Source organism: Neisseria perflava (genome assembly GCF_002863305.2).
In the GTDB taxonomy this organism is placed as follows: domain Bacteria; phylum Pseudomonadota; class Gammaproteobacteria; order Burkholderiales; family Neisseriaceae; genus Neisseria; species Neisseria perflava_A.
Map to the genome: position 1 here is coordinate 1944867 of NZ_CP136962.1, position 15119 is coordinate 1959985.

At 50.2% G+C, this 15119-nt stretch carries 15 protein-coding genes and 2 CRISPR repeat arrays (1 of these 17 only partly in view); of the genes, 9 read left to right on the forward strand and 6 right to left on the reverse strand.

Annotated features, from left to right (window positions below):
* A CRISPR array of direct repeats spans positions 1-25; the repeat unit is 36 nt; it begins 648 nt to the left of the window's first position.
* Positions 26-139: 114 nt separating this feature from the next.
* Entirely contained in the window at positions 140-1081 is a 942-nt protein-coding gene (cas6, locus tag CYJ98_RS09050) for a CRISPR system precrRNA processing endoribonuclease RAMP protein Cas6 (protein ID WP_167382864.1), read from the reverse strand.
* Between the two features lie 83 nt (positions 1082-1164).
* Here cas6 and CYJ98_RS09055 point away from each other — a divergent pair, with 83 nt between their 5' ends.
* Positions 1165-1623: a hypothetical protein gene (locus CYJ98_RS09055; protein ID WP_101755681.1), complete on the forward strand. Its 459-nt coding sequence runs from the start codon at positions 1165-1167 to the stop codon at positions 1621-1623.
* Between the two features lie 257 nt (positions 1624-1880).
* Positions 1881-2409: a CRISPR direct-repeat array (repeat unit 36 nt; unit sequence CTCTGAAAAACCTCCCCACCACATGGGGATTAAGAC).
* A 161-nt stretch (positions 2410-2570) separates the two neighbouring features.
* Here the strand turns inward: CYJ98_RS09055 and cas2 (CYJ98_RS09060) are convergent.
* Genes cas2 (CYJ98_RS09060) through cas2 (CYJ98_RS09070) form a run of 3 tightly spaced genes read right to left on the reverse strand, consistent with a single transcriptional unit; the run spans position 2571 to position 4168 of the window.
* Complete coding sequence (gene cas2, locus CYJ98_RS09060) at positions 2571-2861, reverse strand: CRISPR-associated endonuclease Cas2 (RefSeq protein ID WP_101755680.1); 291 nt, start codon at positions 2859-2861, stop codon at positions 2571-2573.
* A complete protein-coding gene (cas1, locus tag CYJ98_RS09065) occupies positions 2858-3874 on the reverse strand; it encodes a CRISPR-associated endonuclease Cas1 (protein ID WP_101755679.1) in 1017 nt (338 codons plus the stop codon). Before cas1 ends, cas2 (CYJ98_RS09060) begins: the two co-directional genes overlap by 4 nt.
* Before the next feature lie 12 nt (positions 3875-3886).
* Positions 3887-4168 (reverse strand): CRISPR-associated endonuclease Cas2, encoded by a 282-nt coding sequence (gene cas2, locus CYJ98_RS09070; protein ID WP_101755678.1) that lies wholly within the window; start codon positions 4166-4168, stop codon positions 3887-3889.
* Positions 4169-4307: 139 nt separating this feature from the next.
* Between cas2 (CYJ98_RS09070) and csx16 the strand changes: the two genes are divergently transcribed.
* Together csx16 and csm6 are read left to right on the forward strand one after the other, a co-directional pair.
* Positions 4308-4607: a CRISPR-associated protein Csx16 gene (gene csx16, locus CYJ98_RS09075; RefSeq protein WP_101755677.1), complete on the forward strand. Its 300-nt coding sequence runs from the start codon at positions 4308-4310 to the stop codon at positions 4605-4607.
* Between the two features lie 27 nt (positions 4608-4634).
* Positions 4635-5726, forward strand: a complete 1092-nt coding sequence (gene csm6 / locus CYJ98_RS09080; RefSeq protein WP_159068721.1) for a CRISPR-associated ring nuclease Csm6 — start codon at positions 4635-4637, stop codon at positions 5724-5726.
* 71 nt (positions 5727-5797) lie between these two features.
* Here the strand turns inward: csm6 and rsgA are convergent, their stop codons facing one another.
* Positions 5798-6664, reverse strand: a complete 867-nt coding sequence (gene rsgA / locus CYJ98_RS09085; protein ID WP_101755675.1) for a ribosome small subunit-dependent GTPase A — start codon at positions 6662-6664, stop codon at positions 5798-5800.
* A gap of 150 nt (positions 6665-6814) precedes the next feature.
* On the opposite strand from rsgA, the gene CYJ98_RS09090 reads away from it, so the two are divergent.
* From CYJ98_RS09090 to CYJ98_RS09110, 5 genes are all read left to right on the forward strand, one after another.
* Complete coding sequence (locus tag CYJ98_RS09090) at positions 6815-7432, forward strand: tellurite resistance TerB family protein (protein WP_101755674.1); 618 nt, start codon at positions 6815-6817, stop codon at positions 7430-7432.
* A gap of 99 nt (positions 7433-7531) precedes the next feature.
* On the forward strand, positions 7532-8452 hold the full coding sequence (locus CYJ98_RS09095; RefSeq protein WP_101755673.1) for a patatin-like phospholipase family protein: 921 nt from the start codon (positions 7532-7534) through the stop codon (positions 8450-8452).
* Between the two features lie 108 nt (positions 8453-8560).
* Positions 8561-10417: a ribonuclease catalytic domain-containing protein gene (locus CYJ98_RS09100; RefSeq protein ID WP_101755672.1), complete on the forward strand. Its 1857-nt coding sequence runs from the start codon at positions 8561-8563 to the stop codon at positions 10415-10417.
* A gap of 135 nt (positions 10418-10552) precedes the next feature.
* Entirely contained in the window at positions 10553-10780 is a 228-nt protein-coding gene (locus CYJ98_RS09105; RefSeq protein WP_003681131.1) for an exodeoxyribonuclease VII small subunit, read from the forward strand.
* Positions 10764-11660 (forward strand): polyprenyl synthetase family protein, encoded by an 897-nt coding sequence (locus CYJ98_RS09110; protein WP_101755671.1) that lies wholly within the window; start codon positions 10764-10766, stop codon positions 11658-11660. Before CYJ98_RS09105 ends, CYJ98_RS09110 begins: the two co-directional genes overlap by 17 nt.
* A gap of 156 nt (positions 11661-11816) precedes the next feature.
* Here the strand turns inward: CYJ98_RS09110 and ftsY are convergent, their stop codons facing one another.
* Positions 11817-13349 (reverse strand): signal recognition particle-docking protein FtsY, encoded by a 1533-nt coding sequence (gene ftsY, locus CYJ98_RS09115; protein WP_167382863.1) that lies wholly within the window; start codon positions 13347-13349, stop codon positions 11817-11819.
* A gap of 145 nt (positions 13350-13494) precedes the next feature.
* On the opposite strand from ftsY, the gene msrAB reads away from it, so the two are divergent.
* Complete coding sequence (msrAB, locus tag CYJ98_RS09120) at positions 13495-15063, forward strand: bifunctional peptide-methionine (S)-S-oxide reductase MsrA/peptide-methionine (R)-S-oxide reductase MsrB (RefSeq protein ID WP_101755670.1); 1569 nt, start codon at positions 13495-13497, stop codon at positions 15061-15063.
* Positions 15064-15119: the final 56 nt, after the last annotated feature.

The following is a 15119-nucleotide window of genomic DNA, read 5'->3' on the forward strand; positions in this document are numbered from 1 at the left end:
CTCCCCACCACTCGGGGATAATTCAACGGTAAACAAATGCCGTCTGAAACCTATATTTAAGGTTTCAGACGGCATTTTTTATAAGAAACGGCCACCTATAAGACAGTCTTTGGTTTATCAGGCCGAAAGGCCGGTGATTTTACAGCCCGGCCGTGATCCGATAGCCTCCATGCCCGAATGTGGTTTCTTTTCCGATATGCAGCCATTGTCCAATATAAAGTAAAGCCGACAATTCCTTAGGAAGATCATAGAAAGTCCACTCTCCCATTACTCCTTGATAAGTCATATCGCGCTGTTGTCTGTTGGAATGACGTTTCCATTTTGTATCAGATAAAGATTTTCTCCCCCTGACAAGCTCTGTCGCCCTGATTAATTCTTGAAACCTGCCCTCCAACGGATGTTCCCAATGCGTCGTTGCAATCGCAGAAATATCGCGTATTGCCTGACGCAAAAACATGGATTCGGTCAGCTGTCCGGCTTTCATCACCTTTTTGTCGTGCCGTATCGTCAACGGTGTCAACAACTGAATGGAAACATCTGACGGGAAATGTTGGGGAAGGCTGATTGTATTCGGATGCAACGGGATAATGCCATGCTCCAAAATGCCTTGCCAGCCGTCAGGGGTTTCGACTTCGAGATTCTTTAGCGAACACCGGACATTTTGCCGGGCAATTCCTTTCTTAAAAGCATACTCAAATACGGCTTTAATCAACGGCAGCATATGCCTGGCGCCTCCGATGAGTACGATTTGAAATTGATAATCCGAACCTGCCGGATAAATCTGCAATTGCTGCTTAAACGGCGTTTCGATGACGTACGGTTGCGGCGGATGATGTTTCCGGCTTCCCGGCAATTTGTCGTTGTAGGGCGTAGCGAAAATATGGCTGTACGGACAATCGGCAGGATGCACCCCGTCTTGGGAAGGTTCCCAACAAGTACATACGGTGTTCAACAAGGCATGGCCGAAAATACCGCGTAAAGTAGAGGCCGCATAAGGAGGAAGTACAAGCTCGGTATCCGGTTGGAAAGTAAAACGGTAGCGTGCAATAGGAAGTTGCGACGGCAGTGTAAGCAGATTCATGATGATAACTTTATATTTATAGTCTAGGGGGAAAGCCCCGTTATGATGCATTCAGTTGGACGTAGAGACAGATTATGAGTCGGATGGCGGGCATCTGCAAATTTGTATTTGCGGAAAGACAAGTAATAGGCGCAAAACTTCCTCCGGTTACGGCTATTTTGATACACAAAATCCATATAACCCGTATCAAAAATACGTCGACAACAAAAAAGAAGCGACCCCAGCCATTGCCAAACAAGCGCAAACTGCTGCCTTATCACCGCATGAGCAACTCATTGCCAAATGGCTCAAAATCATACAGGGAGAAAAAAAAATATAGCGTCGGTGACAACGAAGGCAGCCAATACTTTAAAGAATTGGAAACCGATTTGAAGCAGGCCGCAACGGACGGACGCTTGAGCAGCCAAGACAGACAGCAAATTACCGAGCAACTGGCTCTAAAACCCGTTTTACAGAAACACCAGCCCAACTGGTTAACAAGTAAACGCGAGAAAAGCATCAAGGAACTACTAAAAGCTTTACAAAACAACTCAAGCAGATAGCAAAGGCCGTCTGAAACTTTCAGACGGCCTTTTACTAAAATATGCTTCTCAAGCAATGGCTTGGATGTTAAAATGACAATATTGTTCCCAATAGGGGACAATAGGTTTTTCAGGGTAAGTCAGACTTGGATTGCCCTTATTTTTCAGGCGGAAGCCTTATTTTCTATGTTAATCCCCGTTTATCTTTGTGAATATTTGTAATTTAGATATTGACCATTTTAACCTACTGAATTTAATAGAGAAAACACCCCTCCGCTCTCTGAAAAACCTCCCCACCACATGGGGATTAAGACCGAATATCCCAGTCAAATTCTGGAAGTACTTTACCTCTGAAAAACCTCCCCACCACATGGGGATTAAGACTTTGATAAAACATTTCTTGCATAATGATTCCTTTCCTCTGAAAAACCTCCCCACCACATGGGGATTAAGACCAATATCATCCTCACTAGGATTCACGCGTTTGAACTCTGAAAAACCTCCCCACCACATGGGGATTAAGACATCTCTGCACGCATTTGATAAAGACGCAGAGAATCCTCTGAAAAACCTCCCCACCACATGGGGATTAAGACCCCAATGAATCCCACGCGGTTTCACCGCCTGATTCACTCTGAAAAACCTCCCCACCACATGGGGATTAAGACAACCTTCGCTGACATTAACAACGACAGCACCTGATTCTCTGAAAAACCTCCCCACCACATGGGGATTAAGACCTTGAGTAGGTACTTCTTTGCGTTGGTTGAACTCTGAAAAACCTCCCCACCACATGGGGATTAAGACGCCATAAAACCAACTTGTACCCAATCATTACCGACTCTGAAAAACCTCCCCGCCACTCGGGGATAATTCAACGGTAAACAAATGCCGTCTGAAACCTGTATTTAGGGTTTCAGACGGCATTTTTATAAGGAACGGCCATCTATAAGACGGCCTTTGGTTTGTCAGCCCGAAATGACCGGAATATGGCCGCACAGTACGATGCCTTCCGCCAAGAGGCTGCCTTTGAGTTCGTAGATGGGGCTGTGCGGGCTGAGCGGATAGATACGCAAATCGTCTGCCTTATCCAACATTCCGGTCAGTTTTTGAAACAAATGTTGCGCTTCTTCTTGTGTGCCTTTAAAAATGAAGACGCTGTTTTGCAAATGTAGCGCTTGTCCACTTAAAAAACGGTAAGCCCTGCCCAATCGTTTACGGTCGGTAATATCGTAGGCTATCAGCCAGTTTTGTTTCATGATGCCTCGCTTTCTTCATCGGTTTCGTTTTCTATCACCATCCAGCCGCCGTCAAGGGCGATATCGGGCTGACGGCTGACTGCCGCCAGATACTTGAGCAGGCGGATGCAGCTTTGGCGGATGTCTTTGCGCCATTCTTTTACTTGTTGTTCGTAGGCTTGGTAAAAGCGGATACGTGCTGCTTTTCCCATTTGGCAGCCGTTTTTTTCATTCGTACTAAAATCTTGTTCCCTTAACATTTGGGTGCGGAAAAGCTGTAAGGCCCATTGGTCATACCGGGGACGGAATGGTTCCAACAGGTCGCTGGCAAGCGATTCGCGCCCATGGACAGGCTGATGGTAAATTCCGATATAGGGGTCAAGCCCGGCCAGGTAAAGCTGCCGTACGATATCGAAATGCAGCAATGTATAACCTAATGATAAAACGGCATTGACGGGATCTCTGGGCGGCCGTCTGTTGCGGCCTTGAAAACTCAGACTCGATGGTAGGAAGGTTTGCCAGGCTTGAAAATATTGTGCGGCGGCTATGCCTTCTACTCCTCTGATTTGCTCTAGGCTGTCTGAAGCCGCCACTTGATTTGTTAATCGTTTGATGTTTTCTAAGGTGTTTTTTCGATGTGGGGCGCTTTCCGGGTAGAGGATATCAATATTTGCAAGCATCTCGGCTTGCCGGTTGATTTTTTCGCTCACCAGACACCTTGCTATTTTTAGGCTGTATTTGGGTGTGCTGATAATCTGGTATTGGGCGATGCGACGGCGGCTGTCTGTTTTGGGACAAGGAAGTATGATATTTGGCTTTTGCATCCTGCCACTCAACACGAGTAGGCCTATTCCTTTCTCTCCGAGCTTGGCTAAGACGGAGGTGCCCAGCCTGGTTTCTCCTTTAATGCAAATACGCTCAAGGACGTTGAGTGGCACGGTATTGATGCGTTTGTCGCCTTCCCTAAATATAAGGGCATCGTGTTCTACAGACAAAGACAGGTTTTTGCGGTCGATATATAGCGTGGACATCATGTTTCTTTCTTATCAGGCAACGATAAAGGTTTCATAACGCAATGGTTGGGCGGCGCCGAACAACATGGCGTGTTGTTCTGTCTCAGGCAGGCAGACGGCATTCAGCTTGTCTCCTTCCCGGAGCAGATTGGGCAGACGGCAACGCAAGTCTTGCCATTCGGTTTCGGTCAGCCAGCATTCGTACAGGGATTTTTGGCTGCCTGTGGCATAGCCTTGTAAGATGTTGCGGACTTGGTGCTGTCTGCCGCTATCGCTTATGTCATAGGCAATCAGATAAAATCGGCGTATGCTCATGTTTTTATTTTGGGCTTGATGCTTACAGCTATTATCGGCAGGTTGTATGTTGTATGCATTGATGACAAATTTGTGTTTGATGATGGTGTCTGAAATAGCAGATATGATGCGGTTTTTAAATTAACGGGGTAAGGTTTGGATGACTGTTTGGTTTGTTTCCCGCCACCAAGGTGCCATTGATTGGGCGGTGCGTGAATCAGGCTTTGCGATTGATCGTTTTGAGCCGCATTTGAATACGGATGAGGTCGCTGATGGCGATGTGGTATTGGGTACGTTGCCGCTGCATTTGGCCGCGGATGTATGTGCCAAAGGTGCGGTATTTTATTTTTTACAGCTGCCGCAGGAGTTGTCGGGACGTGGATCTGAATATACGGCCGATGAGATGGTATGTATGGGTGCGCGTTTACGCCGGTTTGATGTATCGAGCCGCGAGGATTAAGGCGGCATATTGACAGGGAAAATGAAAATGAAAGAAAAGATTTTGGTCGTGGTGTCGGGAATGACGCCGCAAATTATTACGGAAACTGTGTTTGCCCTTGCTCAAAAGCAATGGATTCCCAACCGTATTGTGGCGCTGACGACTTTGGCCGGTGCTGAAAAAATCAAAAGCCGGCTGCTGGGTGAAAACGGATATTTCAGACGGCTGCGTCAGGAATATGATTTGCCGGATATTCACTTTGATGAGCATTCTATTGAGATTATCCGCGATGAGGATGGCTCTTTGGAAGATATTCGTACGCCGGAACAAAATAATGCGGCAGCAGATATGATTGTGCGATGGATTCGGGATTTGTGTGCCGATAAGAATACGGAGTTGCATATTTCGATTGCAGGCGGACGAAAATCTATGGGTTTTTATATCGGCTATGCTTTGTCGCTTTTTGGCAGAAAACAGGACAAGATGTCCCATGTTTTGGTGGAAGAGGCTTTTGAAACGCATCCGGAATTTTTCTATCCGCCTAAAAATGAGCTGTTTTTAAACACGAGCAAGCATGGGATGATGGATGCCTCTAAGGCACAAGTCATGTTGGCAGAAATTCCGTTTGTCCGCATGGGTGGCGGAAAAGTGGATTGGACGCTGACGGAAGGACAAACTTTTTCTCAAGCTGTGATGTGTATACAAGAAATGTTGGATGATACGCAGGTTGTTATTGATGTGGAAAAAGGGCACATCCACTTTGGTACGGTTTGCGTGGAAAATCTGACTCCTCGAGAATTTTCCGTCTATCTGACAATGGCGCAACTGTGTATAGACGGCCGGAAAATCAAGCAGGAAGAAGAAGAGGAATTGGCACGCTTGGTTTGGGCAAACTATAAAAATCGCCGCAAAAAATCTGATGAGATTACATTGGAAAAATGGTTGGAAGACGATGGCGTGAAATTAGGCTCATTCTTTTGGGCTCGATTCGGGGAAGACCGCTCAAACATTGCGAAGAAATTCCGCAAGGTTATGGGGGAATACGGCAAACAATTTACCATCCATGCGGAGGGAAAACGTAATAAGCTGTATTATTTGCCTCTAGAGCCATCTTCTATCAATATTCAAAACAAGTCGTAGCCCAAGCAAAGGCCGTCTGAATTTTTCAGACGGCCTTTTTATTTATCCAAACGCTTATTTCCGTTAAAACTTTATCTCAACAATTCATCGGTAACGCGTTGCAGAAATTCGATGCGCTCGGGTTTGGCTTCGCCTGATTCGGCAGCAGCTTTGACGGCGCAGCCTGGTTCGGCGCGGTGGGTGCAGTTGTGGAAACGGCACTGGCCGATAAGGTGGCGCAGGTCGGGGAAGTATTGCAATAAATCGGCGGCTTGGAGATGGTGCAGGCCGAATTCTTGCAGGCCGGGGGAATCGATGAGTCGGGTTTCTGCGTTTAAATCGTATAGTTGGGCGTGGGTGGTGGTGTGTTTGCCGGAGTCGAGCGCGGTGGAAATGTCGCCGGTTCGGGCGGCTTGGTTGCCGAGTAGGACGTTGGTCAGGGTGGACTTGCCCATGCCGCTTTGTCCGAGCAGGATGTTGGTTTGCCCTTCTAAAATGGGACGCAGGATGTCGGCGTTTTCCAATGCGTTGGTTTCGACCACTAAATAGCCGAGGGTTTCGTAGAATTTGAGTTTCTCGCGCCATTGGGCGGTTTCGGGGAGGTCGGCTTTGTTGAGGACGATAACGGCGTCGATGCCGGCCGCTTCTGCCGCGAGGAGGGCGCGTTGCAACAGGGCTTCGCTGGGTGAGGGACTGGCGGCGGTTACGATGAGCAGTTGGGTAACGTTGGCGGCAATCAGTTTGGTTTTCCACGCGTCTTGGCGGTAGAGCAGGCTTTCGCGCGGGAGGTAGTCTTCAATCACGACTTGTTCGCCGTTGATGGGGCTGATGCGGACTTGGTCGCCGCAGGCGAAATCGACGCGTTTTTTACGGGTGGTGGCGTCATATGTTTGGCCGTCGGGGGTGCGGACAATATAGCGGCGGCCATAGCTGGTAATGATTTGGGCGGTATCGGTCATGATGGGGTTTATTGTTTGGAATGGTGTGATTGTACCGAAAGTCGGCTATGGCCGTCTGAAAACTTGTTTGCACCTTTTAACTTTCTTTGGCTTGGTTTTTGGGTGTTTCTGCCCTATATTTACAATGTATTTGTTTTCAGGAGATTTTTTATGGATTTCAGTCAGTTGCTCAATCAGGTTTTGGGTGCGGCTCAAAAAGGCGGCAAAGCGGTGGCGGACAGCCCGCTCAATTCTTTCGGCGGCGGCGCGCTGACGGGTGCTTTGGCATCGATGCTGTTGAAAAAGAAAAACGCGAAGAAACTGGTAAAGGCCGGCTCGGTCGCCGCTTTGGGTTTTCTGGCTTATAAAGGCTATCAAAACTGGAAACAAAACCGCCAGCAGGACGAATTGCCGCAAAGTGCTTTCCAACCTGTCGGTCTGATTGGTGAAAACCACAGCCGTGTGATTTTGCAAACGATGATTGCGGCGGCGGCTTCAGACGGCCTGATTGACGATGCGGAACGCGCGGCCATTGAGCGTGAAAGCGGCAGCGATGCGGAAACGGCGGCATGGCTGCAGGCGGAATATGCGCAACCGGCCTCTATCGAGCAAATTGCCGCTTCGGTCGGCAGCGACGAGGCTTTGGCAGCCGAAACTTATCTGGCGGCCAGATTGGTCTGCGCGGACTTATCACGCAAGGAAATCGTGTTCCTGAGCCGTTTGTCCCAAGCTTTGAATTTGGACGACCAACTGGTCGAAAGTTTGGAAAAACAGCTCGAATTGGCTTGAGCTTGATTTAAAAGGCCGTCTGAAACCTGATTTCAGACGGCCTTTCGACTTAATTTCAGAGTAAAATAACCCTTTCGACATATTAAAGGCTGTCTGAACATGAATAAACTTTTTTCCACATTCAAAACGTTTTTAGCCGCTTCGTCCGTCTTGGTATTGGCTGCCTGTCCGAGCGGCAACGCGCCGCAATCCAAACCTTCTGCACAGGGTCAAAATACGGTTTCGCGTCCTGCACCCAAACCGAAAGCCACGGTTGCGCTGGCTTTGGGTGGCGGCGCGTCCAAAGGCTTTGCTCATATCGGGATTATTAAGGTTTTGAAAGAAAACAATATTCCGGTCAAAATCGTTACCGGCACATCCGCCGGCTCGATTGTCGGCAGTATGTACGCTTCGGGAATGTCGCCCGACCGCCTCGAATTGGAAGCGGAAATTTTGGGTAAAACCGATTTGGTGGATTTGACCTTGTCCACCAGCGGCTTCATCAAAGGCGAAAAACTGCAAAACTACATCAACCGCAAAGTCGGCAACCGCCCGATGCAGCAGTTCCCCATCAAATTTGCCGCCGTTGCGACCGATTTTGAAAGCGGTAAACCTGTGGTATTTAACGTAGGCAATGCCGGACAGGCAGTCCGCGCTTCTGCTTCGATTCCGAACGTGTTTCAACCTGTCGTCATCGGCAGCCGCAAATATGTAGACGGCGGCCTGTCACAGCCCGTACCGGTCAGCGCGGCGAAAAAAATGGGCGCAAACTTCATCATTGCCGTCGATATTTCCGCCCGTCCGGCCAAAAATGTCAGCCAAGGCATGTTCTCCTATCTTGACCAAACCTTCAACGTGATGAGCCAAACCGCCTTACGCCAAGAATTGGGACAAGCCAATGTGGTCATCAAACCGCAGGTTTTGGAGCTGGGTTCGGTTGGCGGTTTCGACCAAAAACAACGCGCCATCCAATTGGGCGAACAGGCCGCACGCGCCGCCCTGCCTGAAATCAAACGCAAACTGGCGGCATATCAGTATTAATCATCCGCCGTTTGAACAGGCCGTCTGAAAGTATGTTTTTCAGACGGCCTTTCTTGTGCAAATCTGCTAAAATCACGCGTTTCCTACAAATCATAAAATCCTAAAAAAATGAATATCTTTTACGAAGAGTCCGGCCAATTCAAAGTTGCCTCAATCGTCCAAAAAAACGACGCCACCTACCAAGTCGATACCCAACACGGCAAACGCACCAAAGTGAAGGCAAACAATGTCTTTGCCGAGTTTGACGGCGATATGGCGGCGTTTTTGGAGAACGCGCAGGCACAGGCGGCGGACATCGACACCGATTTATTGTGGGAAGTATGCGGCGAAGAAGAATTTACCGCCGAAGCCATCGCCGAAGAATATTACGGCCATGCGCCGACCAAAACCGAGCTGGCGGCGACTTTGATTGCGCTGTACGCCGCGCCGATGTATTTCTACAAAAAAGCCAAAGGCGTGTTCAAAGCCGCGCCAGAAGAAACTTTGAAACAGGCACTTGCCGCCATCGAACGCAAAAAACAGCAAGACGCGCAAATCGACGCTTGGGCAGAAGCCTTGAAACGCGGCGAGATGCCGTCTGAAATCGCGGCGGATTTGAAAACCATCTTACACGCACCCGACAAGCAGTCGCTGACTTACAAAGCCTTTACCAAAGCCGCTGACGCGCTGAAAACCTCCGCCTACGAACTGGCGAAAAAAACGGGCGGCATTACGTCCATTCCCCAATACCTGCAAGACGGATTTGAAATCAAATACTTCCCTAAAGGAACAGGCTTCCCCGACTTTCCGCTTCCTGAAATGCCCGACCTGCCCAAGGCCGACGTTACCGCCTTTTCCATTGACGACGAATCGACCACCGAAGTTGATGATGCTTTGAGCCTGACCGACTTGGGCAATGGCATGAAACGCGTCGGTATCCACATCGCCGCACCGTCGCTTGCCATTAAACAAGGCGACAAAATGGAAAAAAACATCATGGACCGCTTGAGCACGGTTTATTTCCCCGGCGGCAAAATCACTATGTTGCCCGAAAACTGGATTGCCGCGTTCAGCCTTGATGCAGGCGCATACCGCCCTTCCATCAGCATTTATTTCGATGTGGACAACGAGTTCAACGTCGGCGCACCGACCTGCAAAATCGAAGCGGTCAACATCGCTGAAAACCTGCGCATTCAAACCATCGAGCCGCATTTCAACGCCGAAACCGGCTTGGACGAAGCGGGCGAAATGATGTTTGCCCACCATCAAGACCTGATTTGGTTCTATCAATTTGCCATCGCCCTGCAAAAAGCGCGCAGCAAATACGAGCCCGACCGCGCGCCTCAATACGATTACAGCATCGAATTGGATGAGGAAGGCAACGTATCCGTCGTCCGCCGCGAACGCGGTTCGCCCATCGATACGCTGGTCAGCGAGATGATGATTCTTGCCAACAGCACTTGGGCGCAAATGCTGGATGAAAACGAGCTGCCCGGCCTTTTCCGCGTCCAACCGGCAGGCAAAGTGCGCATGAGCACCAAGTCCGAGCCGCACATCGGCATGGGCGTGCAGCATTACGGCTGGTTTACCTCGCCGCTGCGCCGCGCCGCCGACTACATCAACCAAAAGCAGCTGATCAGCCTGATAGACGACACTGCCGAGCCACTGTATCAAAACAGCGATGCCGAGCTTTTCGCCGCGCTACGCGACTTTGATGCCGCCTATACAGCCTACGCCGACTTCCAACGCCAAATGGAAGCCTACTGGAGCCTCGTCTATCTGCAACAGCAAGGCACGAGCGAGCTAACGGCCACCATCCTCAAAGAAGACCTCGTTCGCATTGAAGGCCTGCCGCTGGTAACGCGCGCGACCGGTATTCCGTTTGATGCGCTGCCCAAATCGCAGGCATTGTTCAAAATCACTGAATTGGATGCCGAGAAGCAGTTTATCGCGCTCAACTATCAAAAAGCCGTTTTACCGGGCTGATAACGTTATTCCGTTTTAAAAAAGGCCGTCTGAACAAAGAAACAGAAATCTTTGATTTCGTTTTCATCCCTGTTCAGACGGCCTTCATCATCTAAAAATGCTACAATTCCCCTTTTCTGCCCATCATTTCAAACCATGAAAAAAAACGCCCCCCAATCCTTTGAAGAAGCCTTATCCCGCCTCGAAACCCTGACCCAGGCCATGCAAAGCAGCGAAATGCCGCTGGAAGACGCTCTGGCCGCCTATCAGGAAGGCAACGAATTGGTCAGATACTGCCAAACCAAATTGGCGGAAGTCGAGCAAAAATTGCAAGTCTTGGATGCCGGCGAACTGAAGGAGTTGAACCTTGAACCCGGCGAATGAACTCAAAACATGGCAACAAAAAGCCCAAGCGCAAACCGAATTGCTGCTGGCGCATTTCTTGCCGTCTGAAAGCCAAGTGCCGCACACGCTGCATGAAGCCATGCGTTACGTTACCCTCGGCGGCGGCAAACGGCTGCGCCCGCTCTTGGTGCTTGCCGCATCCGAATTGGGCGAAGCAAACCAAAATGCCGTCGAGCAGGCGATGGCGGCCATCGAAATGGTGCACGTCTATTCGCTGGTTCACGACGATATGCCGGCGATGGACAACGACAGCCTGCGCCGCGGCAAACCGACCTGCCATGTGCAATACGATGAAGCAACCGCCCTTTTGGTCGGCGATGCGCTGCAAACCCAAGCCTTTGATGTATTGAGCCGTCCGACAGGCCTGCCTGCCGAACGTCAGCTTGCCATGTTATCCACACTGGCCCAAGCATCCGGCAGCCTCGGCATGGCGGGCGGACAAGCCATCGACCTTGCCAATGTCGGCAAAGCCATGAATCAGGCCGAACTGGAACAGATGCACAGCCTCAAAACCGGCGCACTCATCCGCGCGGCCGTGGCCTTAGGCGCACTTTCCTGCCCAGACTTAACACCGGCGCAAATCCAAACCTTAGACCACTACGCCGCCAAATTGGGCCTGGCTTTCCAAGTGATCGACGATGTATTGGACTGCGAAGCCGATACCGCCACCTTGGGCAAAACCGCCGGCAAAGACTCGGACAACGACAAACCGACCTACGTCAAACTGATGGGCCTGCACGCCGCGCGTACTTACGCAGAGACGCTGATTGCAGAAGCCGTTTCCCTGATCGAGCCATTCGGCGACAAAGCCCTGCGTCTGCGCCAACTGGCCGAGTTCGTTACCGCACGGAAAAACTAAACCTGCAAATAAATAAAGGCCGTCTGAAACCTGATTTTAGGTTTCAGACGGCCTTTTTAACAGCTTGTTTGGCTGGTATCAACCGAATGCTGAATCTTTCAAAATATAGCTCAGAAATCCCCCGCAAACTGTGTTTACAAGCCTCAGCCTGTCTATTTAATCCAATAGGGCATCCACGAACGCTTTGGCATTAAACGGACGCAAATCATCGATGCCTTCGCCTACGCCGATATAGCGGACAGGAACTGGGCGGTCAGAGGCAAGGGCGGCAAGGATACCGCCTTTGGCTGTACCGTCGAGTTTGGTGACGATAAGGCCGGTCAGACCCAGAGCTTCGTCAAAGGCTTTGACTTGGTTGACGGCGTTTTGACCAATGTTGGCATCAAGCACGACGATGATTTCATGTGGCGCATCAGGCATGGCTTTTTGCAACACGCGCTTCACTTTTTTGATTTCTTCCATCAAATGAAGCTGCGTCGGCAGGCGTCCGGCTGTATCAGCCAGCACGATATCGATCCCACGCGCTTTGGCGGCTTGGACAGCATCGAAGCAAACGGCTGCGGAATCGCCTGTGGTTTGCGAAATCACGGTTACATTGTTGCGCTCGCCCCAAGCCTGAAGCTGCTCACGCGCGGCGGCACGGAAAGTATCGCCTGCCGCCAGCAACACAGATTTGCCCTGCGCTTGGAAATATTTGGCCAGTTTGCCGATAGACGTGGTTTTGCCTGCACCGTTGATACCGGCAAGCATAATCACGAAAGGCTCCTTGGTTTCCGGCAAGACCAAAGGCTTCTCCAGAGGCTTAATCAAGTCGTACAGCGCATCCTTCAGCGCGCCGCGCAATTCGTTGCCATCTTTGAGGCCTTTGAGGCTGACACGGTCGCGCACGTCTTTCATCAAGTATTCGGTGGCTTCCATGCCCATATCGCTGGTAATCAGAACAGTTTCCAGCTCTTCGTACAAATCCTCGTCGATTTGCCCGCCGCCAAACACGCCGGCCAACGATTTTGCCATTTTGTCACGTGATTTGGTCAAGCCTTGTTTCAAACGCGCAGCCCAACTGAGCTTGGGTTCTTCTGCCTGAGCAGGGGCTTCAGCCGGTGTTTCCGCAATGGCTTCTTGAACTTGCTCGACAGCTTCGCTAACTGCTTCAACAGCTTCTTCTTTGACCGTTTCGGCCTGTTCTGCTGCTTCCTCAGCAACCTCGGCCACTTCAGACGGCATCTCGGCAACGGTTTCTTGAACCTGCTCAACAGCCTCGCTGACGGTTTCAACTGCTGCTTCTTTTGCCGCCTCAGCCTGTTCTGCTGCTTCCTCAGCAACCTCGGCCACTTCAGACGGCATCTCGGCAACGGCTTCTTGAACCTGATCAACAGCCTCGCTGACGGTTTCAACGGCCGCTTCTTTTGCCACTTCAACGTGTTCTTCTACTTTTTCGATTGTTTCAGACGGCGTTTCGGTCAAAGCTTCCCGAACCTGCTCGACGGTTTCGCTGACAGTTTCAACAGCCGATTCGACAACTGATTCAATATGCCCTTTGACGCTTTCTGCTAAAGATTCGGCATCTTCTTTAATATTTTCAACTACTTGAGCAACTTCAGATTCTACTTTTGCTGCGGTTTCCTGAACTTGAGCCTCCTCAGGAGCCGGAGTTTCCTGTTTTTTCTTGCGACGGAAGAAGCTGAACATTAAATTTTCCTTTTAATTTTAGAAACTTGAAATAGGGAGTATTGTAGCGTATTTTACATGGCAAGGTTGTCTGAAAATCAAGGTTGTCAGGTTTTGGCATTTCCAACGTCTAACAAGACAAACCATCCATACAGGAAACATAGAGATGAATCCCCGCACATTATTTTCACTTTGCACCAAGTTCGGCTGCCTGCTTGTACTTGGCGCCTGCTCATCCAAAATGATGGATACCGAAGCTGCAACCGTACCACAGGCATTGTCCTCGTTGAAAACCCCTGACAACCGCCCTGCCACTATTTACCTGCAAAAAGACAAACCCACCCTGATTAAATTTTGGGCAAGTTGGTGTCCTTTGTGTTTGTCCGAATTGGGACAAACTGAAAAATGGGCGCAAGATACAAAATTCGGTTCTGCCAACCTGATTACCGTTGTCTCACCCGGTTTTCTACACGAGAAAAAAGACGGCGACTTTCAAAAATGGTATGCCGGTTTGAACTATCCCAAGCTGCCCGTCGTTACCGACAACGGTGGCACCATCGCCCAAAGCCTGAATATCAGTGTTTACCCTTCATGGGCATTAATCGGCAAAGACGGCGACGTGCAGCGCATCGTCAAAGGCAGCATCAACGAAGCGCAGGCATTGGCTTTAATCCGCGATCCCGATGCCGATTTAGGCCGTCTGAAAAACACATTTTACAAACCCGACACACAGAAAAAGGATTCAGCAATCATGAATACGCGCACCATCTACCTCGCTGGCGGCTGCTTTTGGGGCTTGGAAGCCTATTTCCAACGCATAGACGGCGTGATTGACGCCGTATCCGGCTACGCCAACGGCAAAACGGAAAACCCAAGCTACGAAGACGTGTCCTACCGCGATACGGGCCATGCCGAAACTGTCAAAGTCACCTACGATGCCGACAAACTCAGCCTAGACGACATCCTGCAATACTATTTCCGCGTTGTTGACCCGACCAGCCTCAACAAACAAGGCAACGACATCGGCACGCAATACCGCAGCGGCGTGTACTACACCGACCCTGCCGAAAAAACTGTCATTGCCGCCGCGCTCAAACGCGAGCAGCAAAAATACCAACAGCCCCTCGTCATCGAAAACGAACCGCTGAAAAACTTCTACGATGCCGAGGAATACCATCAGGACTACCTGATTAAAAACCCCAACGGCTACTGCCACATCGATATCCGCAAAGCCGACGAACCGCTGCCGGGCAAAACCAAAGCCACTCCGCAAGGCAAAGGCTTCGACGCGGCAACGTATAAAAAACCCAGCGCTGCCGAACTCAAACGCCTCCTGACCGAAGAGCAATACCAAGTTACCCAAAAAAGCGCGACCGAATACGCCTTCAGCCACGAATACGACCATCTGTTCAAACCCGGCATTTATGTAGACGTCGTCAGCGGCGAACCCCTGTTCAGCTCCGCCGACAAATTCGATTCCGGCTGCGGCTGGCCGAGCTTTACCCATCCAATTAATACCTCCGCCGTTACCGAACACGACGATTTCAGCTACAACATGCGCCGCACCGAAGTGCGTAGCCACGCCGCCGATTCGCACTTAGGACACGTTTTCCCCGACGGCCCGAAAGACAAAGGCGGCCTGCGCTATTGCATCAATGGCGCAAGTTTGAAATTCATTCCTTTGGAAGAAATGGACGCAGCCGGCTACGGCGCGTTGAAAGGCAAAGTGAAATAACGAATTGAATCGAAAAAGGCCGTCTGAAAGAGATTTCAGACGGCCTTTTTAATTTG